This is a genomic window from Pseudomonas sp. MLB6B (assembly GCF_054508135.1).
In genome coordinates this window covers 3,358,056-3,381,631 of sequence record NZ_CP199313.1, presented here as the reverse complement: position 1 = coordinate 3,381,631, position 23,576 = coordinate 3,358,056, and the positions used below count along the sequence as shown (strand labels likewise).

The window sequence follows — 23,576 nt, the reverse complement described above, 5'->3', positions numbered from 1 at the left end:
GTTCCTTGATGAAGGATCAAAGGGTAAGGGGCGCGGCAGTACTGGCCAGTGCCTGCTCGCAGCGCTCTTGGGCAGTGTCCAGCTCCAAGTGCATCTGCTGGATGTCGAGCATCTGCTGTTCGAGCTGGGCGCGGCGCTCGGCGATTTTGGCCAGCATGCCGTTCAACTGTCGGGCGTTGCCGCCTGCAGGGTCGTACAGGCCGATCAGCTCGCGGCATTCGGCCAACGAAAAGCCGATGCGCTTACCGCGCAGGATCAGCTTTAGGGTGACTTTGTCGCGGGCTGAATAGATACGCTCAAGGCCACGTCGCTCGGGCGCCAACAGGCCTTGTTCTTCATAGAAGCGGATGGCGCGGGTAGTGATGTCCAGTTCACGGGACAGGTCGGAAATGCTGTAAGTGTGGCTGCTCATGGTCGGGCTCGGGCGCAAGGTTAAACCAACCTATAACCGCCTTGACGTGAACGTCAAGCAGCACGCGAGTGGGCCGAGGCGATTGCCGTCCAGACGGTTTCCCTACTTTAGGTGGAACATCTGCGCCAGATTGGTCTCATAGGCTTCAGAACCCGAGTTTTGGCCCCTTGATTTCGATGGCCTCCATGCGATGAACCTCTATCCTGACGGCGCCGTAGAGCGCCCGCATACCGTTCCACCTGGATTCTTGCGCGAAGGTGGAGCGGTCGCTGCCTTGCTGCGCACCTTGGACCTGCACAGTTCGCCCCTGGGTCCTGCCCAAGCTTGGCCGCCCAGCCTGCAAACCTTGATGGCGACCATATTGCCGGCCAAAGCGCAGATCGTATTGTTCTGGGGCCCTGAGTACGTGGCCCTGTACAACGACGCCTACGCTCCTACCATCGGCGCCAAACACCCCCAGGCGCTGGGCCGCCCGGCCCAGGAAAACTGGAGCGAGCTGTGGGATGACCTCGAGCCGTTGCTGCGCAGCGTGCGGGAGACCGGTGAGACGTTCGCGGCCAGCGACCGCCCGTTCTACATCGAGCGCCACGGCCTGGGCGAAACCGCCTGGTTCGATGTGTCCTATTCGGCGGTGCGCGAGGTCGACGGCTCCATAGGGGGCGTGCTGTGCATCGTCACCGAAACTACCGCGCGGGTGCAGTTCGAGCGGCGCCAGGCCTTTCTGCTGGAGTTGGGCCGTACTCTGCCGCAGATCAAGGACGCGGCGCACATTGAGGCTTTCGCGATACGGCGTCTTGGCGAGCACCTGGGGGCATCGCGGGTATTTTTCGGCCACGATGCCGGTGACGGCCAGCGCTTTCACATCGAGCAGCAATGGCTCGCCGGGGTGCCTGTGCTCGAGCGCGAACAATCCTATGCGCACCATGGCGAGCACCTGCACAAGCGCTTGGCACAAGGCCAGGCGGTGGCCGGGGACTGCACCGAGCCGGGCAGTAGCGGCCTGTGCGCCAGCCTGCTGGTGCCGGTACATACGGGCGAGCACCTGGATGCCACCTTGGCCGTGCACTTCGACACGCCCCACGCCTTCATCGACGACGAGCGCCTGCTGATCGAAGAAACCGCCAAGCTGGCTTGGACGGCCATCGTGCATGCCCGCGCCGAAGCGAGCCTGGTGGCCATGAACGCCAGTCTGGAGGAGCGCGTATCGAGCATGCTCGCGCAGCGGGAAGCGTCGATGCTGCAACTGCACGAATCGCGCAAGATGGAAATGATCGGTCAACTCACCGGCGGAATCGCCCACGATTTCAACAACATGCTCACCCCGATCATCGCGTCGCTGGAGCTGATCCAGCGACGCGTGCCCGATCCCCGTTCGGGGCGCTTGATCGACAGCGCGCTGTTGGCTGCCGACCGGGCACGAACGGTGGTCGGCCGCCTGCTCAGCTTTGCCCGGCGGCAGACCTTGAAGCCCGAAGTGGTGGCGCTGGCCGATCTGATCGAAGGCATGCGCGAGCTGATCGCACGTTCCCTGGGGCCAACCATCGTCTTGCAAGTGGATATCGATGCCGATCTGCCGGGCGTGGTCATCGACCCGAGCCAATTGGAGCTGGCGCTGCTCAACCTGGTGATCAACGCCCGCGACGCCATGCCCCACGGCGGGCGTCTGGAAATTCGCGCAGGTTTGGTGGAAGACTGTGATGCGCGGCCGGCCGGCATCGTCGCCGGGCAGTTGATCTGGCTGCAGGTGGCCGACGACGGCTGCGGTATGCCCGAAGCGGTCCTGGCGCGTTGCACCGAGCCGTTCTATTCGACCAAGACCGTGGGTCAGGGGGTGGGCCTGGGTCTGCCGATGGTCCAGGGCCTGGCGTTGCAGTCGGGTGGGGGGTTCACCTTGCGTTCCCAGGAGCGCCAAGGCACCCAGGCGACCTTGTGGCTACCGGCGACTGCGTTGCCGGCTGCAGGCCGCGACGGCGATTGCCCCGAAGCGTTGCCTATCCCGAGCGGTTGCCATGTGTTGTTGGTCGACGACGAGGAAATCGTGCGCCAGGCCACGGCGTTGCAGCTGCGCGACTTGGGCTACAAAGTCACCGAAGCGCAAAGCGCCGCGCAAGCCACGGCGCTGCTCGAAGCCGGCTTCGTGCCCGATCTGCTGTTGACCGACCAAGTGATGCCCGACATGACTGGCGCCGAGTTCGCCCAGCAGGCCCGGCAGCGCTTGGCCCAGCTGCCGGTGCTGATTATCACCGGCTATGCCAACCTCAGCCCGAGCGAGCTGAACGGTTTCGAGGTGCTGCGCAAGCCGTTCCGCCGCGCCGAGCTGGCGCAGGGTCTGGCCCGGTTGCTTGAGTTCAATGCTGGCTAAACGGTTGGTTAAACCTGGCCGTGGGTCTCCAGCAAAGCCCACAGGCGTGGATCGTCGAAGTCTTCGATCACCAACTGCGCACCGGCCTCCAGCAAGCGCTGTGCCGGCTGCGTGGTGCTCAAACCTACCGTGAAGATGCCTGCAGCGCTCGCTGCCGTGACGCCTGGCAGTGAGTCTTCGAACGCCAAGGCTTGCGCGGCTTCAGCGCCCAAACGTTGGAGCCCGGTGAGGTAGGGCAATGGGTCGGGTTTGGCCCGGCTCAGTTCCTCGGCGACGAGCACGTGCTCGAATGCCTGATCCAGGCCCATGGCACGCAGCATGTGTTCGGCGTTGAGCCGTGGCGCGTTGGTGACCACGCACAAGCCGACCTTCAAGCGGCGTGCATGCTCGAGCACACGCAGCAGGCCAGGCAGAGGCTGCAAGCGCGGCGAGCGCTCGCGAAATAGCGCTTCCTTGCGGTCGGCCAAGGCTTGACGCTCGGCAGGCGACAGTTCGGGAAACAGGTCGGCGAACAGTGCGTGGTTGGCGCGCCCGCTGACCTGAGTCTCGAACTCGGCAGCGCTCAGCTCGCGGCCATCGTGCTCGAAGAGCAGATCGCGAAAGGCTTGCAGGTGCAGGGTGTCGGTGTCGGTAAGGGTGCCATCGAGGTCGAACAGTAAAGCGGTGAGCATGGGAAGTCCTTCAGTGAGCGGTTCCTTAACAGCGACCGTCGTCCTTTGCGGGACAACGCTGGCCGTTTCAGGTGTATGCGAACAAATACCTCAGACGATGGCCAGTCGCTGTTTGCATGTTGGCGCAGGGAAGGCCTCGTCGATGGCGTGCAGGTCTTCAGCGGTCAGGCGTAGGGCACCGGCCGCCGCATTCAGTTGCACATGCTCGGGCTTGACAGCCTTGGGGATGGCGATCACGCCACCGCCTTGGACCACCCAGGCCAGGCTGATCTGGGCCGGGGTCGCCCCGTGCGCTTCGGCGATTCTGGCCAGCACGGGGTGCCCGAGCAGGCATCCGGCTTGCGCCAGCGGGCAGTAGGCCATGACCGGCATGCCTTCGGCGCGGCTCCAGGGCAGCAGATCGAATTCGATACCGCGCTGGCTGGGGTTGTACAGCACCTGATTTGCGGCGCAGGCCGAAGAGGGCAGGCCTTGCATGTCGTCCAGGTCGAAATTGGACACGCCCCAGGCACCGATCTTGCCCTGTTCGCGCAGGCGCTCGAAGGCTTCGATGGTTTCCTCCAGTGGATGCTGGCCGCGCCAGTGCAACAAGTACAGTTCGAGGTGGTCGGTGCCCAGGCGCTCCAAGCTGCGCTCGCAGGCCTCGGCCACGCCGCGCCGGCTGGCGTTGTGCGGATACACCTTGCTGACCAGGTAGACCTTGTCGCGGCGCCCGGCGATGGCCTTGCCGACCACACGCTCGGCACCGCCCTCGGCGTACATCTCGGCGCTATCGATCAGCGTCAGGCCCAGGTCGATGCCTTGTTGCAGCGCGGCCACTTCCGCCGCCTGCTGGTCGGGGCGCTCGCCCATGTACCAGGTGCCTTGGCCAATGACCGGAACGTCGCAACCTGCCAGTTTCATGTAGTGCATGTCATCTCCGGAATCTGTGTGTGGGCCAGCAGCACATCGAGCAACGCTTGGGCTGCGGTAGAGAGTTTCTGTTCGCTCAGCGCCATGACGCCGATGCGCCGTTCCACGCTGGGCTCGACCAGAGGCACGCAGCAGGCGCCCAGTTCCTGCATCTGCCGGATGCACAGCGCGGGCACCGCACTCACGCCCAGACCGCTGGCGACCATACGGCCGATGGTGGACAGCTGGTGGCTTTCGAACGCCACGGCCAGCGATCCTGCTGCAACGGGCGCATGTTCTTCGAGCAGCAGGCGTACGGCGGAAGGGCGCTGCAACGCGATGAAGTCCTGGTCGAGCAAATCGCGCCAGGCCAGGTGCGCATGGCTCGCCAGCGGCGAGTCGGCAGGCACCACGGCGACGAATCGGTCCATATAGAGCGGATGGAAGTGCAAGCCTTCACCGCTGTCCGGTTCGAAACCGATGCCTAGTTCGACGCGGCGGTGGCGCACCAGTTCCAGCACCTGTTCGTTGATGACGTCGTGCACGGTGACGTTGACTTTGGGGTAGCGCTGACGGAATACCTTGAGTGCCGGTGGCAACAGGTTGCCGGCGAACGACGGCATCGCCGCCACCGCGACGCGCCCTAGTTGCAAGGTGAAGCGCTGGCGCAGTTGCTGTTCGGTGTCGTCCCATTCGGCCAATAGACGCCGCGCCAACGGCAGCAGCACCTCGCCTTCGGCGGTCAGGGCGACGCTGCGGGTGGTGCGCGTGAACAGCGCGCCGCCAAGGTTCTCTTCCAAAGCCTTGATGGTCAGGCTCAATGCAGGTTGCGACACATGCAGATGCTCGCCGGCCTGGGCGAAGCTCTGGAACTTGGCCACGCTGACGAAAGCGCGTAGCTGCTTGACGTTCATGGCAGGTGCTCTTTTGGAAGTTTTATCAATCCATCACGAAAACAAAATTAACAAATAAGTCGCCAGGCGTGAACATGGCGCTACCTTCTCTTTCGCACAAGGCAACCCACCATGGCCGGACTCGACAAGCGCGTCAGCAGCTATCAACAAGCCCTCGAAGGGCTCACGGACGGTATGACGGTGCTGGCCGGCGGCTTCGGCCTCTGTGGCATCCCGGAAAACCTCATCGCCGAAATCAAGCGCCTGGGCGTGCGCGGCCTGACGGTGGTGTCCAACAACTGTGGCGTGGATGGATTCGGTCTGGGCGTGCTGCTCGAAGACCGACAAATTCGCAAGATGATCGCTTCTTACGTGGGCGAAAACGCGGAATTCGAACGGCAATTGCTCAGCGGCGAACTGGAAGTGGAGCTGACCCCTCAAGGCACCCTGGCGGAAAAGATGCGTGCAGGCGGGGCCGGCATCCCGGCGTTCTTCACCGCCACCGGCTTCGGCACACCCGTGGCCGAGGGCAAGGAAGTGCGTGAGTTCAATGGCCGTTCCTACATTCTCGAAGAAGCCATCACCGGCGACTTCGCCATCGTCAAGGGCTGGAAGGCCGACCATTACGGCAACGTGGTGTACCGCAACACCGCACAGAACTTCAATCCGCTGGCAGCCACGGCCGGCCGCATCACCGTGGTGGAGGTGGAAGAGCTGGTGGAGCCGGGTGTGCTGCTGCCTAGCGAAATCCATACCCCTGGCATCTTCGTCGATCGGGTGATCGTCGGCCAGTTCGAGAAGCGCATCGAAAAACGTACCCTCAAGGCCTGAGCCCTGGCCTCATTCCTCCAAGAGAACCCGATCATGGCCCTGACCCGCGAACAAATGGCGCAACGCGTCGCCCGTGAACTGCAAGACGGCTACTACGTCAACCTTGGCATCGGCATCCCTACCCTGGTGGCCAACTACGTCCCGGCCGACATGGATGTGATGCTGCAATCGGAAAACGGCCTGCTCGGCATGGGCGAGTTCCCCGATGAAAGCCAGCTCGACCCCGACATGATCAACGCAGGCAAGCAGACCGTCACCGCCCGCCGCGGCGCGTCGATCTTCGACTCGGCGCAATCCTTCGCGATGATCCGCGGCGGGCACGTGGACCTCACCGTGCTCGGCGCCTTCGAAGTGGATGTGCAGGGCAACATCGCCTCCTGGATGATTCCAGGCAAGTTGGTCAAGGGCATGGGCGGCGCCATGGACCTGGTGGCTGGCGCGGAGAACATCATCGTCACGATGACCCATGCCTCGAAAGACGGTGAATCCAAGCTGCTGGAACGTTGCAGCCTGCCGCTGACCGGCGCCGGTTGCATCCGTAAGGTGCTGACCGACTTGGCCTACCTGGAAATCCAGGACGGTGCTTTCATCCTGCGGGAAACGGCGCCGGGAGTCAGCGTGCAGGAGATCGTCGACAAGACGGCCGGCAAGCTGATCGTGGCGCCCGATGTGAAGGAAATGACATTCTGACTCGGTAAGCGACCGCTAGTGCGCCTGCCGCCATAGCCGGCGGCGGACGCTCCACCCCGTCACTCGGCTGCCAGGCGAGTTCGCGCGTGGCGCTCGGCCTTGTACTGCAAGGCCACGGCCGGCGCAGGTTTGGTAGCGCCGGTTTCCAGCCACTGGCGCATGCGGCTGGCATCGGCGAAGTGGGTGTACTTGCCGAAGGCATCGAGAATCACCATCGCCACCGGGCGGTTGTCCATTTTGGTCAGCAATACCAGGCAGTGCCCCGCCTCGTTGGTGAAACCGGTCTTGGTCAGGTTGATGTCCCAGTTGCTCTTGTTGACCAGGTGGTCGGTGTTGCGAAAGCCCAAGGTGTAGTTGGGCTTGCGGAACGCCACGGTCTTTTCGCGTGTGGTCGACAGTTGGCTGAGCATGGGGTAGTTGCGCGACGCGATGAGCAGCTTGGCCAGGTCACGCGCGGTAGAGACGTTCTGCGTCGACAGCCCGGTCGGCTCGACGTAGCGGGTATGGCTCATGCCCAGGCTGCGCGCTTTGGCGTTCATGGCTTTGATGAAAGCGCTGTAACCGCCGGGGTAATGGTTGGCGAGGCTGGTGGCGGCGCGGTTTTCCGACGACATCAGGGTGATCAGCAGGGTTTCGCGGCGGTTCAGTTCGCTGCCCAGGCGGACACGCGAGTAGATGCCTCTCATGTCAGGGTTGTTGGCGATGGTCATGGTCAGCATTTCGTCCATCGGCAACTTGGCGTCGAGCACGACCATGGCGGTCATCAGCTTGGTGACCGAGGCGATCGGCCGCACGCGTTCGGCGTTGCTCGAATAGAGTTCTTTGCGTGTGTTCAGATCGATCAACAAGGCACTGCCGGAGGCCAGGTGCAGCCTGGCCGGGTCACGTTGCACCTGGGCCGGGGCTTGCGCGGCAGCGGCGGGAAGGATCGCGGGTCCTGTGAGCAACAACAGCAGGCTGAGGATGGACAGGGAAGTTTTCACGTCGAGGCTCACTAATGGTGGGTATGTCATTGGCTGCGAAAGGATTTCCCCTTTCGAAACGCGGCGCATTGTGGAGTATGGGCCAGACGCTGTCGATTGCTTGTCAAAGCCGCCAGGCCGTATGACAAAAACTTCATCCATTCGTCGGCCGGAGGCTGCACGGGCGCATAAAAAAGCCCGCTGAAGGCGGGCGATGGGTATCGGGAAAGCAGTGCGCATGTGGCAGGTTTCACCAGCGTGGCGGTGGTGGGCCGTAGTAACCCGGCGGCGGGCCGTAATAACGGCGGTAGTGGGGTGGCGGCGGTGGTGCCGGTACATAGCGCTCCACTACGTAGGGCTGCTGGTAATACACCGGGGGTGGGGCTTGCACGTACACCGGCGGCCTTTCGACATAGACAGGCGGCGGTGCCTGCACATAGACCGGCTGCGGCGCGTAGTAGGTCGGCTCGCGGTCGACATAGACGGTACGGTCCTGGCCTCCAGACACGGCCGCGCCGACCACGGCGCCCACGACGGCCGCACCCAGGATCGGTCCCGCTCCACGCCAGCCATGGGCAGCGGCCGGGCCACTCACGGCCAAGGCCCCGATCAGCAACGCGATCACTGGCAGGTGACGCTTCATAACGAATCCTCCGAAACACCCCAGATTCAGGGGCGTAGCACTATGACCGCAGTTTCGAATCAATGCAGCGCCTGGCAGCGTAAAGGTTATGTAAGGTCGGACGAATGGTGTGTCCGAGGTTCGTTATCGAGCGCGATGGGGTATAACCCAACCACCGTCTAATTCGATTCCATAACGAGGAGCTCAGATGACGCCCATCGCAGCCAACCCCGAAACCGTCCTCTGTATCTCTCTGGCCGGAAGGCCAGGCACCTTCGGGGTGCGCTTTCACAACCACCTGTATCGGCAACTGGGCCTGAATTACTACTACAAGGCCATGACCACCCAGGATCTGCCCGCTGCCGTTGCGGGTATTCGCGCTTTGGGGATTCGTGGCTGTGGTGTGTCGATGCCATTCAAGGAAGCCTGCATGGCGTTGGTCGACACGATCGATCCTTCCGCCGCCGCGATCGATTCGATCAACACCGTGGTCAACGACGCAGGACGGCTGACGGCCTACAACACCGATTACCTTGCCGTACGCCAGTTGCTCGAGCAGCGACAGGTCGATCCAGCGACGGCCTTCGCAGTGCGTGGCAGTGGCGGCATGGCCAAGGCCGTGGCCTGTGCATTGCGCGATAGCGGTTTTGCCAACGGTACCATCGTAGCGCGCAACGAGGCGGCCGGCCGCAAACTGGCGCAGGCATGCGGCTACCGCTGGATGCCGGACATGCAAGGCCTTGGCCCGTTGCCCATGCTGATCAACGTCACGCCCATCGGCATGCTCGGCGGAGCCGAAGCCGATCAACTGGCCTTCGAGCAGGCGGCCATCGCCGAGGCGCAGTGGGTATTCGATGTCGTCGCCCGGCCGGAGCGCACGCCATTGATCGCACGTGCGCTCGAACAGGGCAAATCGGTGATAACCGGCGTCGATGTCATCACCTTGCAGGCGCTGGAGCAGTTCGTGCTCTACACCGGCATCCGGCCCACGCCTGCCCAGGTCGATGAGGCGGTGGCCTTCGCCCGTGAGGGCTGAAGGCTGGGCGCTTCATGGAGCGGAGCCTGTCCGGCGTCGGTGCCAGGCCCCGCATGACGGGTCAGAAACGCTGGGCGTGTCGATCGAGCTGCTGATCCACCAACCAACGGCCATGGGCTAGCGCCGCCTGCTGAGCGTGCTCGAGATCGGCCATGAACTTCATTTCCACGGGCAGCGACAGGCGCCTGCTGACATGTCCATCAGGCGCCGTAATGAGGCAGCCGGCAGCGTAGGGCAGGGGGGAATCGGGATGGGCCATCACGCTGGCGGTGATGGTGTGATCGCGGTATTCACAGTGCAGGGTATGCATGGTCTTTACCTCGCGGTGGTTCGCAATAGGTGCTCTTTTGCTATACCACAGCGAGGCGGGGTGCAGACGGCGCCCGACGAACGTACGGGCGCCGGTGGATCACATCGGGGCTGGCTGGATGATTTCGACCCAGTAGCCATCCGGGTCCTTGATGAAGGCCAGGTGGTGCATGCGGCCATCGCTCAAGCGCTTCTGGAACGGTACGTTCAGTGCCTCGAAGCGTGCGCAGGCACTGGTGACGTCCGGGACGGAAATGCAGATGTGGCCGAAACCGCGAGGGTCGCTGTTACCGTCGTGGTAGGCGAAGTCGGCGTCCTCTTCGGTGCCGTGGTTGTGGGTCAGTTCCAGCACGCCCGGAATCGACTTCATCCATTGGTGGCGCGCGTCGTCATCCGCTGGAATCGCGCTCTTGTCGGTCAGGGCCAGGAAATACAGGCTGAAACCGGCTTCGGCGAAGTCGCGCTTGTCGACCAGAGTGAAACCCAGAACGCGGGTGTAGAAGTCCAGGGACTTCTCGATGTCCTTGACCCGCAGCATGGTGTGGTTGAACACGAAGTTGTGGGTAGCGGCATCGGGTTGGGCGGTGATGCCCGGGAGGTTTTGCAGATCGTTCAGACTCATGGGGTCTCCAGATGATAAAGCCGGGCCTGGGGCTCCAGCGAAACGAACAGGCATGCATGATACGGAAGAAATGCGATCCCACAAATGAAAACGCCCCGCACGAGGTGCGAGGCGTTGGAATTAGAGGCCCGCGTGTGCGGGCGCGTGATGGGGTCGCTAGTCCGTTAGCTGGTTCGATAATGCCGCGCCCGCTGTGAAAAATCTGTGAACGCTTTGTTCATGTTTCATGCGCGCAGCCAAGTTTCTACCGTGTCGCTGCCGTATTCCTCTTTCCAGGCTTTCAAGCCGCGATGATTACCGCCTTTGGTTTCGATCAGCTCGCCGTTGTGTGGGTTCTCGTAGACCTTGGTCACACGTGGGCGGCGGTGCTGCTTGCTGGCCGGCGCAGGCGCCTTGGTCGGGGTTTTCGGGTCGAGGATGGCGACGATCTCGCGCAAACCCTTGTTATAGTCTTTCATCAATACCAGCAGCTTCTGCTCGAACTCGATTTCGCGCTTGAGGCCGGCATCTTTCTTCATCGATTCCAATTGGACGATCTGGTCTTGCAGGGCTTTTTCCGCGGCGCGGAATTCGGCGAGTCTGGACATGGACACTACTCCTTGAGAACAACGGGGCCGGATATGCGGATATGAACAGGCGCTTGTCAACTTCGACGTCAGGTGCAAGAAACTGTCCGATGCGAGTCAGTGTAGTTGTCGGTACGGGCGCGGTAAACCCAAACTTCGATGAAAAATTATGTAACTAGTAGCCGTTGGGGATTGCACAGTTCGCGCAATAACTTGCAACTTCAAAGTGAACTTTTCCCCGGGCTGGTATAACGCCCTGCGCCCCGCCAGGGGTCATTCAATCTGGGTCAGGAGGCCAACCGATGAAACAGCTGCTCTTGATCGGCATCGGTCCAGGCGACCCTCGGCAAATCACGCTTGAAGCGATCGAAGCACTGCAGCATGCCGACGTATTCTTTTTGATCGACAAAGGTGAGGAAACGCGCGACCTGGTCGAGGTGCGCCGGCAGTTGATCGAGCGTCACGCGCGTCCTGGCAATTACCGCGTGGTGCAAATCGATGATGTGCAACGCGATGCGCAGGCCAGTGATTACAAGTGGGCCGTGCGGGCCTGGCATGAACGGCGTGCGGTTTTGTATGCCCGCTTGATCGAGGACGAATTGTCGGTTGGCGAAGTGGGAGCGTTTTTGTTGTGGGGCGACCCTGGGTTGTACGACAGTACGTTGCACGTGCTCGATCTGGTCAGGCAGCGCGGCGTCGAAGTGGCGCTACGGGTAATTCCCGGCATCAGCAGCGTCCAGGCGTTGGCCGCGCGCCACGCAGTACCGCTCAATGACACAGGTGGGCTGCTGACGATAGTTCCCGGCCGGCGATTGAGCGAACTTGCCGACATCGACAGTGTGCTGGTGATGCTCGACGGCCAAAACGCATTCGAGCACATCGCGGTCGACGGCCTGTTCATCTACTGGGGCGCTTATCTGGGCAGCGAAGACGAGATGCTCGTCTCAGGCCCATTGCAAGACGTGAAGGAGCGGATTGCGCAGATGCGCAGGGAGGCACGTGCCCGCAAAGGCTGGATCATGGACACGTACCTGTTGAGAAGAATGCGCTGAGGGCGCTTAAGGCCGCTCACCCAATATCGAGCGGATCTTGTCGCCAAGCGCTTCCATGCTGAACGGTTTGCCAATCATGTGCATGCCTTCTGGAACCGCCATGCTCTCGGCATAGCCGCTTGCAAAGAGTACGGGCAGCGTCGGTCGCAGCGCGCGCGCCTTGGCCGCCAGCTCGCTGCCGTTCATGTCAGGAAGGCCCACATCCGTCATCAGCAGGTCGAGGTGGTGCGTCGAATCCTCGAGAACGGCCAACGCCTGTTCGCCGCTGTCGGCTTCGAGGACGTCTTTGTAGCCTAATTCGTCGAGCACTTCGACCATCAACATGCGGACGATGTCGTCGTCTTCGACAACCAGTAGTTGCATGAATCAATCCTGTTCTAAGGGGGTGTCTACTCAGTGCCCTGGGGCGATGAGAAGTTCCGCAGGATACCCCCGAGCGCACACCGATGGAACGTTTAGCGAATCCTGCCCATCCAAGACTGGCTAAATGCCTGCCCTCGCGCGCGAAGCGCTGTAGAATGGCGCCCTTTTGCCGCAGGGCAAAGACGGGCGTCGGCAGAATCGGCACGGCCTTCCGCTCCACCGTTCAACAGACTTTCTTCGTTCGGGCGTTAACTGATGATTCAAGCAGCTTCGATGGACCAACGCAGTTTCCGCAAACTGCTCAGCCGCAACGTGGGCTTGCCTTTGGGCGTGGGGCTGCTGAGTGCCGTGGCTTTCGTCGTGGTGGTCAGCTACCTGTTGTCGGCCATGAAGTGGGTCGAGCACACCGACCACGTCATCGGCAACGCCAACGAAACCGTCAAGCTGTCGATCGACATGGAAACCGGCATGCGCGGTTTTCTCATCACCGGCGACGAACGTTTCCTCGATCCCTACGAAGTCGCCAAGCCACAGATCTTCGGCAGCCTCGATGCACTGCGCGAGCTGGTCAGCGACAACCCGCAACAGGTCGATCGCATCGAACGTCTGAAAGCCCTCCAACATGCCTGGAACGACTTCGGCGGCGAGATGATCGAGCAGCGTCGCAAGGGCGAGGGTTTCCGCGAAGCCATCGGCAATGGCCGCGGCAAACGCATCACCGACCAGATGCGCAAGGAATACGCCGCGTTCATCGACAACGAACAGCAACTGCGTGCCGCCCGCACCGAAACGGTCAACGACGTCACCACCTTGATCATCAGTGCCTTCATTGTGCTGATCGTGGGCCTCACCGCCTTGCTGGCCTACCTGGGCCGTCGCGATCTGCTGGCGCTCTCGGCCAGCTATGACGAGAACCTTTGGGCGCAGCAACGCGCCACCGAACGCTTGGAGCATCAGGCCTGGTTGCGCAACGGCCAGACCCAGCTCGCCGGTGAGGTGCTGGGCCAACTGACTTTGCCCAAGCTGGGGGACAGCATCCTGCGCTTCTTCGCCAGCTACCTGGGCAGCGTGGTGGGCGCAGTCTACGCGCGCGACGAGCACGGGCAACTGATCCGCGTGGCCAGCTATGGCCTGGACGTCGAACAGCAGGCGCGCGAACAGCGGCTGCAAGCTCATGATGGTCTACTGGGGCAGTCGGTGCGTGAGGGCAAGGTCATTCGCCTGGACGATCTGCCCGAAGGGTTCCACAAGCTCAGCTCGGGACTCGGCAGCGGCCTGCCGCGTAGTGCCATGCTGGTGCCGGCCAGCCACGACGGTGAAGCCAACGGCGTGATCGAGCTGGGCTTTCTGCGCCCCCTGCAACCGCGCGACGAAGAATTGCTCGAACGCTTGGCCGGCAGCCTCGGCACGTCCATCGAAAGCGCGCGTTACCGCCAGCGCCTGCAAGAAGTGCTGGCCGAAACCCAGCAGCTCAACGAAGAGCTGCAAGTCCAGCAGGAAGAGTTGAAGACCGCCAACGAAGAGTTGGAAGAACAATCGCGCGTGCTCAAGGAATCCCAGGCCTATCTGGAAACCCAGCAAGCCGAGCTGGAGCAGACCAACGAGCAACTGGCCGAGCGCACCGACGCGCTGGACCGCAAGAACAGCGAGCTCAATACCGCGCAACAGGAACTGCAGGCGCGCGCCGACGACCTGCAACGCTCCAGCCAGTACAAGTCCGAGTTCCTGGCCAACATGTCCCACGAGCTGCGCACGCCGCTCAACAGCTCGCTGATTCTGGCCAAGCTGCTGGGCGAGAACGCCAGCGGCAACCTCACCCCTGAGCAAGTCAAGTTCGCCGATTCCATCTACTCGGCCGGCAACGACCTGCTGAATCTGATCAACGACATTCTCGACATCGCCAAGGTCGAGGCCGGCAAGCTCGAAGTACGCCCGCAGACCACGCCGTTGGAGCGGCTGGTCGATGGCCTGCGCGCCATGTTCCTGCCGCTGGCCAACGACAAAGGCCTGGCCCTGGAAGTGCATCTGCAAGGGCAAGTGCCGGCCACCTTGTACACCGACCGCCAGCGCCTGGAGCAGATCCTCAAGAACCTGCTGTCCAACGCCATCAAGTTCACCGAACAGGGCAAGGTCAGCCTGACCATCAGCCACGACCCGGCGCGCGGTATCGTCTTCGCGGTCCAGGACAGCGGCATCGGCATCCCCCAAGACCAGCAACAGGCGATCTTCGGCGCGTTCCACCAAGTCGACGGCACCAGCAACCGCCGCTACGGTGGTACCGGCCTTGGCCTGTCCATTTCCAGCGACCTGGCACAGTTGCTCGGCGGAGAGATCACCGTGCAGAGCCAGCCAGGGCAGGGCAGCCTGTTCAGCCTGGTACTGCCCGAGCGTTACGAAGCCGAGGAGCTCGTGGACGACATCCCCATCCTGCGTCCAGTACTCGATCGCCTGCCGGCCCCACCGGCGCCCAACGCGCCGATCGCGCGGCCCAGCCTGGCGCAGGCACCGGCTTTCGCCGACGACCGTGAGCTGGCGCCGTTCGACAATCGCTGCATTCTGGTCATCGAAGACGAGCCGAACTTCGCCCACATTCTTTACGATCTGGCCCACGAGCTGGGGTACAACTGCCTGCACGCCCAAGGCGCCGACGAGGGCTTCGAGCTTGCCGCGCGCTACCTGCCCGATGCCGTGCTCCTGGACATGCGTCTGCCCGACCACTCCGGCTTGACCGTGCTGCAACGCTTGAAGGAACGCGCCGAAACCCGGCACATTCCGGTGCACGTGATCTCCGTGGAGGACCGCGTCGAAGCGGCCCTGCATATGGGCGCGATCGGTTATGCGGTCAAGCCTGCCACCCGCGACGAGCTCAAGGAAGTTTTCGGGCGTCTGGAAGCCAAGCTCACGCAAAAGCTCAAGCGCATCCTGCTGGTCGAGGACGACGACCTGCAGCGCGAGAGCATCGCCCGCCTGATCGGCGACGAAGACATCGAGATCACCGCCGTGGGCATGGCCCAGGAGGCGTTGGATCTGCTGCGCGAACACGTCTACGACTGCATGATCATCGACCTGAAACTGCCCGACATGCTGGGCGGCGAGCTGCTCAAGCGCATGACTTCCGAAGACATCTGCGCCTTCCCCCCGGTGATCGTCTACACCGGACGCAACCTGACCCGCGAAGAAGAGGCCGAACTGCTCAAGTATTCGCGCTCGATCATCATCAAGGGTGCGCGCTCGCCCGAGCGGCTGCTCGACGAAGTGACACTGTTCCTGCACAAGGTCGAGTCGCAGTTGTCCCACGAGCGCCAGCGCATGCTGAAGACCGCGCGCAGCCGAGACCGGGTGTTCGAAGGCCGGCGCATCCTCCTGGTCGACGACGACGTGCGCAACATCTTCGCCCTCACCAGCGCACTCGAGCAGAAAGGTGCCGTGGTGCTGATCGGTCGCAACGGCCGCGAGGCCATCGAACGCCTCGAGGAGCATCAGGACGTAGATCTGGTGTTGATGGACGTGATGATGCCGGAGATGGACGGCTACGAAGCGACGCGCCTGATCCGTCAGCAACCGCGCTGGCGCAAGCTGCCGATCATCGCCGTGACCGCCAAGGCCATGAAGGACGACCAGCACCGGTGCCTACAAGCCGGCGCCAACGACTACCTGGCCAAGCCCATAGACCTTGACCGCCTGTTCTCGCTGATTCGCGTGTGGTTGCCGCAGTTGGAGCGCATTTGACTATCGACCGTGATACCGACATCGAGATCAGGCTGCTGATCGAGGCGATCTACCTCAAGTACAGCTATGACTTTCGCGACTACTCCGGCGCTTCGATCAAGCGCCGGATCCTGCACGCCGTGCGCCAGTTCGACTGCCGCACGGTGTCGGCGTTGCAGGAGCGGGTGCTGCACGACCCCGGCATGTTCATGGAGCTGTTGCAGTACTTGACGATTCCGGTCAGCGAAATGTTTCGCGACCCCAGCCACTTCCTGGCCTTGCGCAACGAAGTGGTGCCGCTGCTGCGCACCTGGCCTTCGATCAAGCTGTGGATCGCCGGGTGCAGTACAGGCGAAGAGGTGTACTCCATGGCCATCCTGCTACGCGAGGAGGGTCTGCTCGAACGCAGCATCCTGTATGCCACCGACATCAACCCGTATTCGCTGGAACGCGCCAAGCAAGGCATCTATTCGTTGCAGAACATCCAGGCCTACGAGCAGAACTACCGCCAGGCCGGTGGCCGCCGCGATTTTTCCGAGTACTACACGGCAGCCTACGGCAACGCGATCATGGACGGCAGCCTGCGCGAAAACGTGACCTTCGCCGACCACAGCCTGGCCACCGACAGCGTGTTTTCCGAGACCCAACTGGTGTCTTGCCGCAATGTGATGATCTACTTCAACAAAACGCTGCAAGACCGTGCCTTCGGTCTTTTTCACGAGTCGCTGTGCCATCGCGGTTTTCTGGTGCTGGGTAGCAAGGAGTCGATCGACTTTTCCGCCTATGCCGATCGATTCGAGGCGCTGGTGCGCCCCGAACGGATCTTTCGCAAATCATGATCACGCCACAGGCCATCGTCATCGGCGCCTCGGCAGGCGGGGTAGCCGCCTTGTTCGAGGTGCTCGGGCAGCTGCCGCCAGCCTTCGGCATACCGATTCTCTGCGTGCTGCATTTGCCGCCTGATCGGCCCAGCCATCTGGCTTCGGTGCTGCAGCGCCGTTTGGTGCGACCCGTGCGCGAGGCCTGCGACAAGGAACGTATCGTCGAGGGCATGATCTACGTCGCAGGCCCTGGCTATCACTTGTCGGTCGAGAAGGACTTCAGCCTTTCATTGAGTCAGGAGGACCCGGTGCATTATTCGCGTCCGTCCATCGACTTGCTGTTCGAGTCCGCCGCCGATGCCTATGGTGCCAACCTGCTCGGCATCGTCCTGACCGGGGCCAATCAAGATGGCGCCCAGGGGCTTGCCAGAATCAAACAACAGGGTGGTCGGACCATCGTCCAGGACCCCCATGACGCACAGGTGGGGCTGATGCCGCAGGCGGCACTGGCATCGCATCCGCCCGACCACATTCTTTCTCTGAGCGGTATCGGGCAGTTGCTCGCCACCCTGGAAGCCAGCGCATGCTAAGCCACATCACCGCGAAACTGTTGATCGTCGACGACCTGCCGGAAAACCTGCTGGCGCTTGAGGCCTTGATACAGGGTGCAGACCGCCAGGTGCATCAGGCGCTGTCGGCCGACCAAGCACTGTCGCTGCTGCTCGAACACGACTTCGCGCTGGCCATTCTCGATGTGCAGATGCCTGGCATGAATGGGTTCGAACTGGCCGAATTGATGCGTGGCATGGAAAAGACCAAGCACATTCCCATCGTTTTCGTCAGCGCCGCGGGCCGCGATATGGACTATGCCTTCAAGGGCTACGAAAGCGGCGCAGTGGATTTTCTGCACAAACCCCTCGACACCTTGGCGGTGAAGAGCAAAGTCTCGGTATTCGTCGATCTGTACCGCCAGCGCGAGGTGCTCGATCGGCAGCTCGAGGCTCTGGAGCGAGGGCGTCAGGAACAGGCCCTGCTGCTCGATCAGTTGCAGGCCACGCAGACCGAATTGCAGCACGCGGTACGCATGCGCGACGATTTCATGTCGATCGTGTCCCACGAGGTGCGCACGCCACTCAATGGCCTGATCCTCGAAACCCAGTTGCGCAAGATGAACCTGGCGCGCGGCAATCTGGCGGCCTTCAGCCCGGAAAAACTGCAGTCGATGGTCGAGCGCGACGAACGGCAGATCAATAGCCTGATCCGATTGGTCGAAGACATGCTGGACGTGTCGCGGATCCGCACCGGCAAGCTGTCGATCAAACCCAAGCCATTCGATTTGAGCGCTTTGCTGCTGAATCTGGTCGAACGTTTCGACGCTCAGGCCGAGGCGCTGCAAACACGTATCGAGCTGAACGCGTGTCGGCCCATGTGCGGTAACTGGGACGAATTCCGGGTCGAGCAGGTTCTGGCCAATCTGTTGTCCAACGCTTTGCGCTATGGCGATCGCAAGACCGTGTACGTGCGTATGCATCAGGAGGGCGATATGGTCTGTGTGCAGGTCCAGGACCAGGGCATCGGTATCAGTGAGCTGAACCAGAAACGTATTTTCCAGCAGTTCGAGCGCGTGGCAGCGCAGCACGCGCGCAGCGGTCTGGGGCTGGGTCTGTACATCTCCGAACAGATCGTATTGGCCCACGGTGGGCGCATCGAGGTGCACAGCGAGGAAGGTAAAGGCTCCACGTTCAGCGTTTACCTGCCGTTGCCAGTGGTAGCGGCACAAAGCGACCACGCACAGGCAACCTCTGTCTGAGCGCGAGGTCATAGGGGCGACTTGTTGAATTCGAAGGCTTTGTTATGAGTGAAGATGCACAAGATGTAGTGCTGGTGGTCGAGGACGAGCCTGCGATCCGCATGGTGTTGAGCGAGTATCTGTCGCACATGGGTTACCACGTGCTGGTCGCCGCCGACAGCCAAGAGGCTTTTGCGATCCTGGCCACCAAGCCCCACCTGGATCTGATGGTCACCGACTTTCGTTTACCGGGCGGTGTGTCGGGGGTGGAAATCGCCGAACCTGCGGTGAAGTTGCGGCCCGACCTGAAGGTCATTTTCATCAGTGGCTATCCGGCGGAGATCGTCGAATCGGGCAGTCCCATCGCGCGGAAGGCACCTATTCTGGCCAAGCCGTTCGATCTGAATACGCTGCACGAACAGATCGAAGATCTGTTGCGCTGAAGGGTAGGGTCGATACAGCCCGTCACTCTGCCTGGATGCGGGGCACGCGCGATGAGTACGCCATGCGAATGTGTCCAGGGAACGTTTGGCTACAGTTTGTAATAGTTTGTCGCTGTGAGATTTGTCTGCATGGGTTGTAGGATTAATTTCCGCAATTTCTATCAAGGTCCCTATGAGCGCTTTCACCGAGCCTCCCTGCTTCAGGTCGCCAAGACCTTCCCGCCCGATCGCTTCCCTTGACCTTGCCGTGAGTATCCGCTGATGGAATGGCTAGCTGACCCCACGGCCTGGCTAGGCCTCTTGACGCTGATCGTGCTCGAGCTGGTGCTCGGTATCGACAACCTGGTATTCATCGCCATCCTCGCCGACAAGCTGCCACCGCATCAGCGCGACCGCGCGCGGATCATCGGCCTGACCCTGGCGCTGGTGATGCGCCTGGGCCTGTTGGCGAGTATCTCGTGGATGGTGACCCTGACCGCGCCCTTGTTCGAGGTGTTCGGCAAGAGTTTCTCCGGACGCGACCTGATCATGCTGTTCGGTGGTGTGTTCCTGCTGTTCAAGGCCACCATGGAGCTGCACGAGCGCTTGGAAGGGCATGCTCCGCAGAACAAGGGGCCGCTGCGTCACGCCGCGTTCTGGCCCATCGTGGCGCAGATCGTGGTGCTCGATGCGGTGTTCTCGCTGGACGCGGTAATCACCGCCGTGGGCATGGTCGAGCACCTGTCGGTGATGATGATCGCGGTGATCTTCTCCATCGGCATCATGATCATCGCCAGCAAGCCGCTGACCCGCTTCGTCAATGCCCACCCCACGGTGATCATGCTGTGCCTGGGCTTCCTGATGATGATCGGCTTCAGCCTGACCGCGGAAGGCCTGGGCTTCCATATCCCGAAAGGCTACCTGTACGCCGCCATCGGCTTCTCGCTGCTGATCGAGCTGTTCAACCAACTGGCCACCGCGCGGCGCAAACGCAGTGTGCAAGGCCAGCTGCCGCTGCGTGAACGTACCGCCCATGCAGTATTGCGTCTGCTGGGCGGGCGTCGCGTCAGCAGCGACGAAGTGGGCGAAGACATCGCCGACCTGGTCGAGGATGGCGAGACCCAGGTGCTGTTCGATCGCCGCGAGCGCGTGATGATCAGTGGCGTGCTGAACCTCGCCGAGCGCCCGATCCGCACGGTGATGACGGCACGCGCCGAGGTCGATGCCATCGACCTGGCGCTGGACCCCCAGGCCAATGCGCTGAATCTGGCCCATTCGCCTTACTCACGCCTGCCGGTAATTCGTGCTGGGCACATTGAGGAGCCACTGGGGTATGTGCACAAGAAGGAGCTGCTGAAGGCACTGCTGTCCGGCAGCCAGCCCGACCTGGAAAGCATGGTACAGGTGCCGTTGAACCTGCTGGAGAGCTTCAGCATCCTCAATGCGTTGGAGCAGATGCGCGCGCAATCGACGCACATCGCCTTCGTGATCAACGAGTTCGGTGATTTCACCGGGTTGCTGACCATGACCGACATCCTTGAATCGATCGCCGGCGAGCTGCCCGATGCCAGCGAAATCGGTGGGCCGGAGATTGTCGAGGAAGGCCGCGGCTTTGTCGCCAGTGGCGCTCTCAATCTGAGCCAGGTCCAGGCGCGCACCGGTTTCGCCGCACGCGCCACCGAGGACTATCAGACCCTCGCAGGGCTGGTGATGAGCCTGCTCGACCGATTGCCGGTGATCGGCGACCGCTTGAGCTGCAATGGCTGGACGTTGACCGTGGTGGCGGTCGAGGAGCGGCGCGTGCGCCAGGTTCGTCTCAGCCGCGACGATGACGCTGCCGCGCCAAGTGCCTGAGGCCTTCGAGCACCAGCACCAGCACCGCCGCCCAGATCGGCAGGTAGGTCAGCCACTGGTCGGGGCCTATGGTCTCGCCCAGTAGCAGCGCCACGCCTACCAGCAGCACGGGTTCGACATAGCTGAGCAGGCCGAACAGGGTGAACGGCAACGAGCGGCTGGCCACGACGTATGCGATCAGCGCGCTCGCACTGATCGCGCCGAGCAGCGGAATCAACAGATAGAGCCTGGCATGCTCGGCCAGGTCGGCTGACGACAGCGGGCCCTGGACCACGAAGTAAACCGCCCAGGGCAGCAGCAGGAACATGTCGCACCACAAACCGCCCAGATGTTCGGTACGGCAGCGCTTGCGTAACACGAAATACACCGGATAGCCGCACATCACCACCAGGGTTTCCCAGGCGAAGCTGCCGTGCTGGAGCAATTCGTGGGCCACGCCCAGCGCTGCGCAAGCCACCGCTATGCATTGCAGGCGGGACAACCGTTCGCCGTACACCAGACGCCCGGTGGCGACCATGGCCAAGGGCAGCAGGAAATAGCCCATCGACACTTCCAGGCTGCGGCCGTGCAGCGGTGCCCAGAGGAACAGCCATAGCTGAACGCCCATGAGCCAGGAAGTGCCGAGCATGCCGAGCAGCAGGACGGGGTTGCGGCACACGCGTCCTATGACTTCGCCGACCCGTTGCCAGTCCTTGGTCACCCACATGAACAGGGTGAGGCAGGGCAGGGTCAGCAAGATGCGCCAGCCGAAGATTTCCTCGCCGTCCAATGGCGCGAGCAGTGAGGTGTAGAAGTACATGACGGCGAACAGACACGACGCCAATACCGAAGTAACGATGCCCCTGGACACGATTGCCCCTTTCCTTAGTTGGACCTGTGGTCAATCGCGAATGATCTCAGGCGACGTCTTGGCGGACAAGGCCGGCGGCTTTGGACGTGCGGCCAGGGCGGTGAGGAAGTCGGCCACGGGCATGGGCTTGGCGAACAGATAGCCCTGTTGGTATTCGACTTCATGGCGGACCAGATAATCGCGTTGCTCGGGCGTTTCCACCCCTTCGGCGACGATGCCCAAGCCCAGCTTTTCACACAGCTCGATGATGCTTTCGAGGATGTGCAGCGACAGCGCCTCGCCGCCGATCATGGCAACGAAGCTGCGGTCGATCTTCAGGTAGTCGATGTTGAACTGGTGCAGGTAATTGAGGCTGGACTGGCCGGTGCCGAAATCGTCGAGCGCGATCATCACGCCCATCTCGTGGAGCTTGGCGAACAAATCGAGGGTGGCCGCATCGGGCTCGATCAGTCTGCGCTCGGTCAGTTCCAATGTCAGGGCGACGCGGCCTGGCGGAAACTGTGCGAGAAATTGGGCGCAATCATCGAGCAAAGCCAGGTCGCGGCAGTGATCGGCGGTGATGTTGAAGGCGATGTGGAACCCGTCGTCGAGCAGTGCGGCGAACGGCGCCAGGCTGCGTGCGGTGCGCTCCATCAGCGCGCGGGTCATGGGGACGATCTGCCCGCTGTGCTCGGCGTAGGGGATGAACAGGTCGGGTCGCACCAGTCCCTCGCGCGGATGCTGCCAACGCATCAGTACTTCGACGCCGGCCCAGTGATAATCGCCGCTGCGCACCACCGGTTGCAGGTAGGGAACGAATTCGTCGGCTTGCAGCGCCCGCTCCAATTCAGCGCGGGACGAGGAGGCGCGGCGTATCTGCCAGCGACAGGCACTGCCAGCGAGCAGGCCGAGGCCCAGTAGCAAGAGGAACAGCGTAGGGTAATGGCTGAGCATGAAGACTAACGACAGGTTTTCCCTGAATCCGGCCTGGGTGCTGATCGGATAGCGGGTCGACGCCAATTGCGCCAAGGCGTGCGCGGGGGTAGGCGGCGCACCGGTATGCACTTGTCCGTCGGCGCCTAGCCAATGCTCACCCACGCGGATCTGCAGGGCCAGGTCTTCGCCGTAAAGGCGCAAAAAGGTCAGCAGGTGTTCGCCATCGACCGTCACCAGCACCCCGCGGCGGGCTTCGCCCATTCGGTAGATCATCAACGGATGGCCGGGTGTGACGGAGTTGCCATCCATCAACCAGAGGGTGCCTTCCGTATAATCGTCTACATCGACCGCTTCGTCGTAACCGCCGAGCAGCGATGTGCAATACACCCGTTCCCGGTCGAACAGCACAGTGGAGCGTACGAAAGCATTGCGCGTGACTTCGGCGCGCAGGGCCAGGCTGGACTGTTCGCAAGGCTGACCGGCCAGCGGCAGCAGGGCATGGGCAGCCGCAGACAAGTGATCGAGGATGCGCTCGGCTTGCTGCAGCACCTGAAGGGCTGCGCCGTGGCTTTGCGCTTCGAGCTCGCGTTCTGCCTGCCAGCGCAACGCGGGTGTGCCGATCAGCAGCGGCAGGATCACCAAAGCCCAAGGCAGAAGAGTGCGCCAACTCCAGTGGGTGGGGCGGCGAGCCGTTAAGGGCATGGGTTGTGACCTTGTCGCATAGGGAAGTTTTGCCACAGGATAGCCGCTTGTCGGCAAGAGGCAACAATGAGCTGGCGACAAATACTATTACGCTATGTAGAATCGGTTTACGAATAAAACAATAAGCCTTCCACCGGAGGGCAGTCCGTCGAGGCCGAGCGGTTATGGCGCGTTATGGATTCAAACTGATCATTGGTGATTTCCTCGCTCGCAGCGTGCGCGGCGTGCCGTGT

General features: G+C 62.2%; 23 protein-coding genes. 11 read left to right on the top strand and 12 right to left on the bottom strand.

What is annotated here, in order from left to right; all coding sequences use genetic code 11:
• Window positions 1–16: 16 nt before the first annotated feature.
• Window positions 17–412 (bottom strand): MerR family transcriptional regulator, encoded by a 396-nt coding sequence (locus ACSMEV_RS14905; protein ID WP_459205843.1) that lies wholly within the window; start codon window positions 410–412, stop codon window positions 17–19.
• A 190-nt stretch (window positions 413–602) separates the two neighbouring features.
• Between ACSMEV_RS14905 and ACSMEV_RS14900 the strand changes: the two genes are divergently transcribed.
• On the top strand, window positions 603–2,774 hold the full coding sequence (locus tag ACSMEV_RS14900) for an ATP-binding protein (protein ID WP_459205842.1): 2,172 nt from the start codon (window positions 603–605) through the stop codon (window positions 2,772–2,774).
• Window positions 2,775–2,782: 8 nt separating this feature from the next.
• Here the strand turns inward: ACSMEV_RS14900 and ACSMEV_RS14895 are convergent, their stop codons facing one another.
• The 3 genes from ACSMEV_RS14895 to ACSMEV_RS14885 form a co-directional block, all read right to left on the bottom strand.
• On the bottom strand, window positions 2,783–3,445 hold the full coding sequence (locus tag ACSMEV_RS14895; protein ID WP_459205841.1) for an HAD family hydrolase: 663 nt from the start codon (window positions 3,443–3,445) through the stop codon (window positions 2,783–2,785).
• Window positions 3,446–3,535: 90 nt separating this feature from the next.
• Window positions 3,536–4,357, bottom strand: a complete 822-nt coding sequence (locus ACSMEV_RS14890; protein ID WP_459205840.1) for an aldo/keto reductase — start codon at window positions 4,355–4,357, stop codon at window positions 3,536–3,538.
• Window positions 4,345–5,250 carry a LysR family transcriptional regulator gene (locus ACSMEV_RS14885; protein ID WP_459205839.1) on the bottom strand — a complete coding sequence of 302 codons (906 nt, stop codon included), beginning with the start codon at window positions 5,248–5,250 and terminating at the stop codon, window positions 4,345–4,347. The genes ACSMEV_RS14890 and ACSMEV_RS14885 overlap by 13 nt, the downstream gene beginning before the upstream one ends.
• A gap of 111 nt (window positions 5,251–5,361) precedes the next feature.
• Between ACSMEV_RS14885 and ACSMEV_RS14880 the strand changes: the two genes are divergently transcribed.
• Together ACSMEV_RS14880 and ACSMEV_RS14875 are read left to right on the top strand one after the other, a co-directional pair.
• Window positions 5,362–6,060 (top strand): CoA transferase subunit A, encoded by a 699-nt coding sequence (locus tag ACSMEV_RS14880; RefSeq protein WP_459205838.1) that lies wholly within the window; start codon window positions 5,362–5,364, stop codon window positions 6,058–6,060.
• Between the two features lie 33 nt (window positions 6,061–6,093).
• The gene (locus ACSMEV_RS14875) at window positions 6,094–6,750 is read left to right on the top strand and encodes a CoA transferase subunit B (protein WP_459205837.1); all 657 of its coding nucleotides are present in this window, start codon (window positions 6,094–6,096) and stop codon (window positions 6,748–6,750) included.
• Between the two features lie 59 nt (window positions 6,751–6,809).
• Here the strand turns inward: ACSMEV_RS14875 and pbpG are convergent, their stop codons facing one another.
• Window positions 6,810–7,733 (bottom strand): D-alanyl-D-alanine endopeptidase, encoded by a 924-nt coding sequence (gene pbpG / locus ACSMEV_RS14870; protein ID WP_459205836.1) that lies wholly within the window; start codon window positions 7,731–7,733, stop codon window positions 6,810–6,812.
• 229 nt (window positions 7,734–7,962) lie between these two features.
• Window positions 7,963–8,355 carry a hypothetical protein gene (locus tag ACSMEV_RS14865; RefSeq protein WP_296268287.1) on the bottom strand — a complete coding sequence of 131 codons (393 nt, stop codon included), beginning with the start codon at window positions 8,353–8,355 and terminating at the stop codon, window positions 7,963–7,965.
• Between the two features lie 187 nt (window positions 8,356–8,542).
• On the opposite strand from ACSMEV_RS14865, the gene ACSMEV_RS14860 reads away from it, so the two are divergent.
• A complete protein-coding gene (locus tag ACSMEV_RS14860) occupies window positions 8,543–9,370 on the top strand; it encodes a shikimate 5-dehydrogenase (protein WP_459205835.1) in 828 nt (275 codons plus the stop codon).
• A gap of 61 nt (window positions 9,371–9,431) precedes the next feature.
• Here ACSMEV_RS14860 and ACSMEV_RS14855 read toward each other — a convergent pair whose 3' ends face one another.
• From ACSMEV_RS14855 to ACSMEV_RS14845, 3 genes are all read right to left on the bottom strand, one after another.
• Window positions 9,432–9,680, bottom strand: a complete 249-nt coding sequence (locus ACSMEV_RS14855; protein WP_459205834.1) for a hypothetical protein — start codon at window positions 9,678–9,680, stop codon at window positions 9,432–9,434.
• Between the two features lie 99 nt (window positions 9,681–9,779).
• Window positions 9,780–10,301 (bottom strand): lactoylglutathione lyase, encoded by a 522-nt coding sequence (gene gloA, locus ACSMEV_RS14850; RefSeq protein WP_459205833.1) that lies wholly within the window; start codon window positions 10,299–10,301, stop codon window positions 9,780–9,782.
• Window positions 10,302–10,525: 224 nt separating this feature from the next.
• Window positions 10,526–10,888 carry a histone-like nucleoid-structuring protein, MvaT/MvaU family gene (locus ACSMEV_RS14845; protein ID WP_459205832.1) on the bottom strand — a complete coding sequence of 121 codons (363 nt, stop codon included), beginning with the start codon at window positions 10,886–10,888 and terminating at the stop codon, window positions 10,526–10,528.
• A gap of 281 nt (window positions 10,889–11,169) precedes the next feature.
• Between ACSMEV_RS14845 and cobF the strand changes: the two genes are divergently transcribed.
• Window positions 11,170–11,919, top strand: coding sequence for a precorrin-6A synthase (deacetylating) (gene cobF, locus ACSMEV_RS14840; RefSeq protein ID WP_459205831.1), 750 nt, complete (start codon window positions 11,170–11,172; stop codon window positions 11,917–11,919).
• 6 nt (window positions 11,920–11,925) lie between these two features.
• Here the strand turns inward: cobF and ACSMEV_RS14835 are convergent, their stop codons facing one another.
• On the bottom strand, window positions 11,926–12,282 hold the full coding sequence (locus ACSMEV_RS14835) for a response regulator (protein ID WP_459205830.1): 357 nt from the start codon (window positions 12,280–12,282) through the stop codon (window positions 11,926–11,928).
• A 255-nt stretch (window positions 12,283–12,537) separates the two neighbouring features.
• On the opposite strand from ACSMEV_RS14835, the gene ACSMEV_RS14830 reads away from it, so the two are divergent.
• From ACSMEV_RS14830 to ACSMEV_RS14805, 6 genes are all read left to right on the top strand, one after another.
• Window positions 12,538–16,011 (top strand): response regulator, encoded by a 3,474-nt coding sequence (locus ACSMEV_RS14830; RefSeq protein ID WP_459205829.1) that lies wholly within the window; start codon window positions 12,538–12,540, stop codon window positions 16,009–16,011.
• Window positions 16,008–16,829 (top strand): CheR family methyltransferase, encoded by an 822-nt coding sequence (locus ACSMEV_RS14825; protein ID WP_459205828.1) that lies wholly within the window; start codon window positions 16,008–16,010, stop codon window positions 16,827–16,829. Before ACSMEV_RS14830 ends, ACSMEV_RS14825 begins: the two co-directional genes overlap by 4 nt.
• Entirely contained in the window at window positions 16,826–17,401 is a 576-nt protein-coding gene (locus tag ACSMEV_RS14820) for a chemotaxis protein CheB (RefSeq protein ID WP_459205827.1), read from the top strand. The genes ACSMEV_RS14825 and ACSMEV_RS14820 overlap by 4 nt, the downstream gene beginning before the upstream one ends.
• Entirely contained in the window at window positions 17,395–18,621 is a 1,227-nt protein-coding gene (locus ACSMEV_RS14815; RefSeq protein ID WP_459205826.1) for a hybrid sensor histidine kinase/response regulator, read from the top strand. The genes ACSMEV_RS14820 and ACSMEV_RS14815 overlap by 7 nt, the downstream gene beginning before the upstream one ends.
• Window positions 18,622–18,665: 44 nt before the next feature.
• Complete coding sequence (locus ACSMEV_RS14810; RefSeq protein WP_296268276.1) at window positions 18,666–19,043, top strand: response regulator; 378 nt, start codon at window positions 18,666–18,668, stop codon at window positions 19,041–19,043.
• A gap of 261 nt (window positions 19,044–19,304) precedes the next feature.
• A complete protein-coding gene (locus ACSMEV_RS14805; RefSeq protein ID WP_459205825.1) occupies window positions 19,305–20,876 on the top strand; it encodes a TerC family protein in 1,572 nt (523 codons plus the stop codon).
• Here the strand turns inward: ACSMEV_RS14805 and rarD are convergent.
• Both rarD and ACSMEV_RS14795 read right to left on the bottom strand, forming a co-directional pair.
• Window positions 20,839–21,726 carry an EamA family transporter RarD gene (gene rarD / locus ACSMEV_RS14800; protein WP_459205824.1) on the bottom strand — a complete coding sequence of 296 codons (888 nt, stop codon included), beginning with the start codon at window positions 21,724–21,726 and terminating at the stop codon, window positions 20,839–20,841. The two genes, ACSMEV_RS14805 and rarD, sit on opposite strands and share 38 nt — an antisense overlap.
• Before the next feature lie 30 nt (window positions 21,727–21,756).
• Window positions 21,757–23,343 (bottom strand): EAL domain-containing protein, encoded by a 1,587-nt coding sequence (locus ACSMEV_RS14795; RefSeq protein ID WP_459205823.1) that lies wholly within the window; start codon window positions 23,341–23,343, stop codon window positions 21,757–21,759.
• Between the last annotated feature and the right edge of the window lie 233 nt (window positions 23,344–23,576).

Bases quoted from the DNA above. Each gene is read 5' to 3' on its own strand.
- ACSMEV_RS14845 (WP_459205832.1), bottom strand. From the start codon at position 10,888: ATGTCCAGACTCGCCGAATTCCGCGCCGCGGAAAAAGCCCTGCAAGAC.
- ACSMEV_RS14905 (WP_459205843.1), bottom strand. From the start codon at position 412: ATGAGCAGCCACACTTACAGCATTTCCGACCTGTCCCGTGAACTGGAC.
- ACSMEV_RS14835 (WP_459205830.1), bottom strand. From the start codon at position 12,282: ATGCAACTACTGGTTGTCGAAGACGACGACATCGTCCGCATGTTGATG.
- ACSMEV_RS14880 (WP_459205838.1), top strand. From the start codon at position 5,362: ATGGCCGGACTCGACAAGCGCGTCAGCAGCTATCAACAAGCCCTCGAA.
- ACSMEV_RS14900 (WP_459205842.1), top strand. From the start codon at position 603: ATGAACCTCTATCCTGACGGCGCCGTAGAGCGCCCGCATACCGTTCCA.
- ACSMEV_RS14855 (WP_459205834.1), bottom strand. From the start codon at position 9,680: ATGCATACCCTGCACTGTGAATACCGCGATCACACCATCACCGCCAGC.
- ACSMEV_RS14820 (WP_459205827.1), top strand. From the start codon at position 16,826: ATGATCACGCCACAGGCCATCGTCATCGGCGCCTCGGCAGGCGGGGTA.
- cobF (WP_459205831.1), top strand. From the start codon at position 11,170: ATGAAACAGCTGCTCTTGATCGGCATCGGTCCAGGCGACCCTCGGCAA.
- ACSMEV_RS14860 (WP_459205835.1), top strand. From the start codon at position 8,543: ATGACGCCCATCGCAGCCAACCCCGAAACCGTCCTCTGTATCTCTCTG.
- ACSMEV_RS14795 (WP_459205823.1), bottom strand. From the start codon at position 23,343: ATGCCCTTAACGGCTCGCCGCCCCACCCACTGGAGTTGGCGCACTCTT.
- ACSMEV_RS14885 (WP_459205839.1), bottom strand. From the start codon at position 5,250: ATGAACGTCAAGCAGCTACGCGCTTTCGTCAGCGTGGCCAAGTTCCAG.
- ACSMEV_RS14830 (WP_459205829.1), top strand. From the start codon at position 12,538: ATGATTCAAGCAGCTTCGATGGACCAACGCAGTTTCCGCAAACTGCTC.
- ACSMEV_RS14875 (WP_459205837.1), top strand. From the start codon at position 6,094: ATGGCCCTGACCCGCGAACAAATGGCGCAACGCGTCGCCCGTGAACTG.
- ACSMEV_RS14890 (WP_459205840.1), bottom strand. From the start codon at position 4,357: ATGCACTACATGAAACTGGCAGGTTGCGACGTTCCGGTCATTGGCCAA.
- ACSMEV_RS14815 (WP_459205826.1), top strand. From the start codon at position 17,395: ATGCTAAGCCACATCACCGCGAAACTGTTGATCGTCGACGACCTGCCG.
- ACSMEV_RS14895 (WP_459205841.1), bottom strand. From the start codon at position 3,445: ATGCTCACCGCTTTACTGTTCGACCTCGATGGCACCCTTACCGACACC.
- ACSMEV_RS14810 (WP_296268276.1), top strand. From the start codon at position 18,666: ATGAGTGAAGATGCACAAGATGTAGTGCTGGTGGTCGAGGACGAGCCT.
- ACSMEV_RS14865 (WP_296268287.1), bottom strand. From the start codon at position 8,355: ATGAAGCGTCACCTGCCAGTGATCGCGTTGCTGATCGGGGCCTTGGCC.
- ACSMEV_RS14805 (WP_459205825.1), top strand. From the start codon at position 19,305: ATGGAATGGCTAGCTGACCCCACGGCCTGGCTAGGCCTCTTGACGCTG.
- gloA (WP_459205833.1), bottom strand. From the start codon at position 10,301: ATGAGTCTGAACGATCTGCAAAACCTCCCGGGCATCACCGCCCAACCC.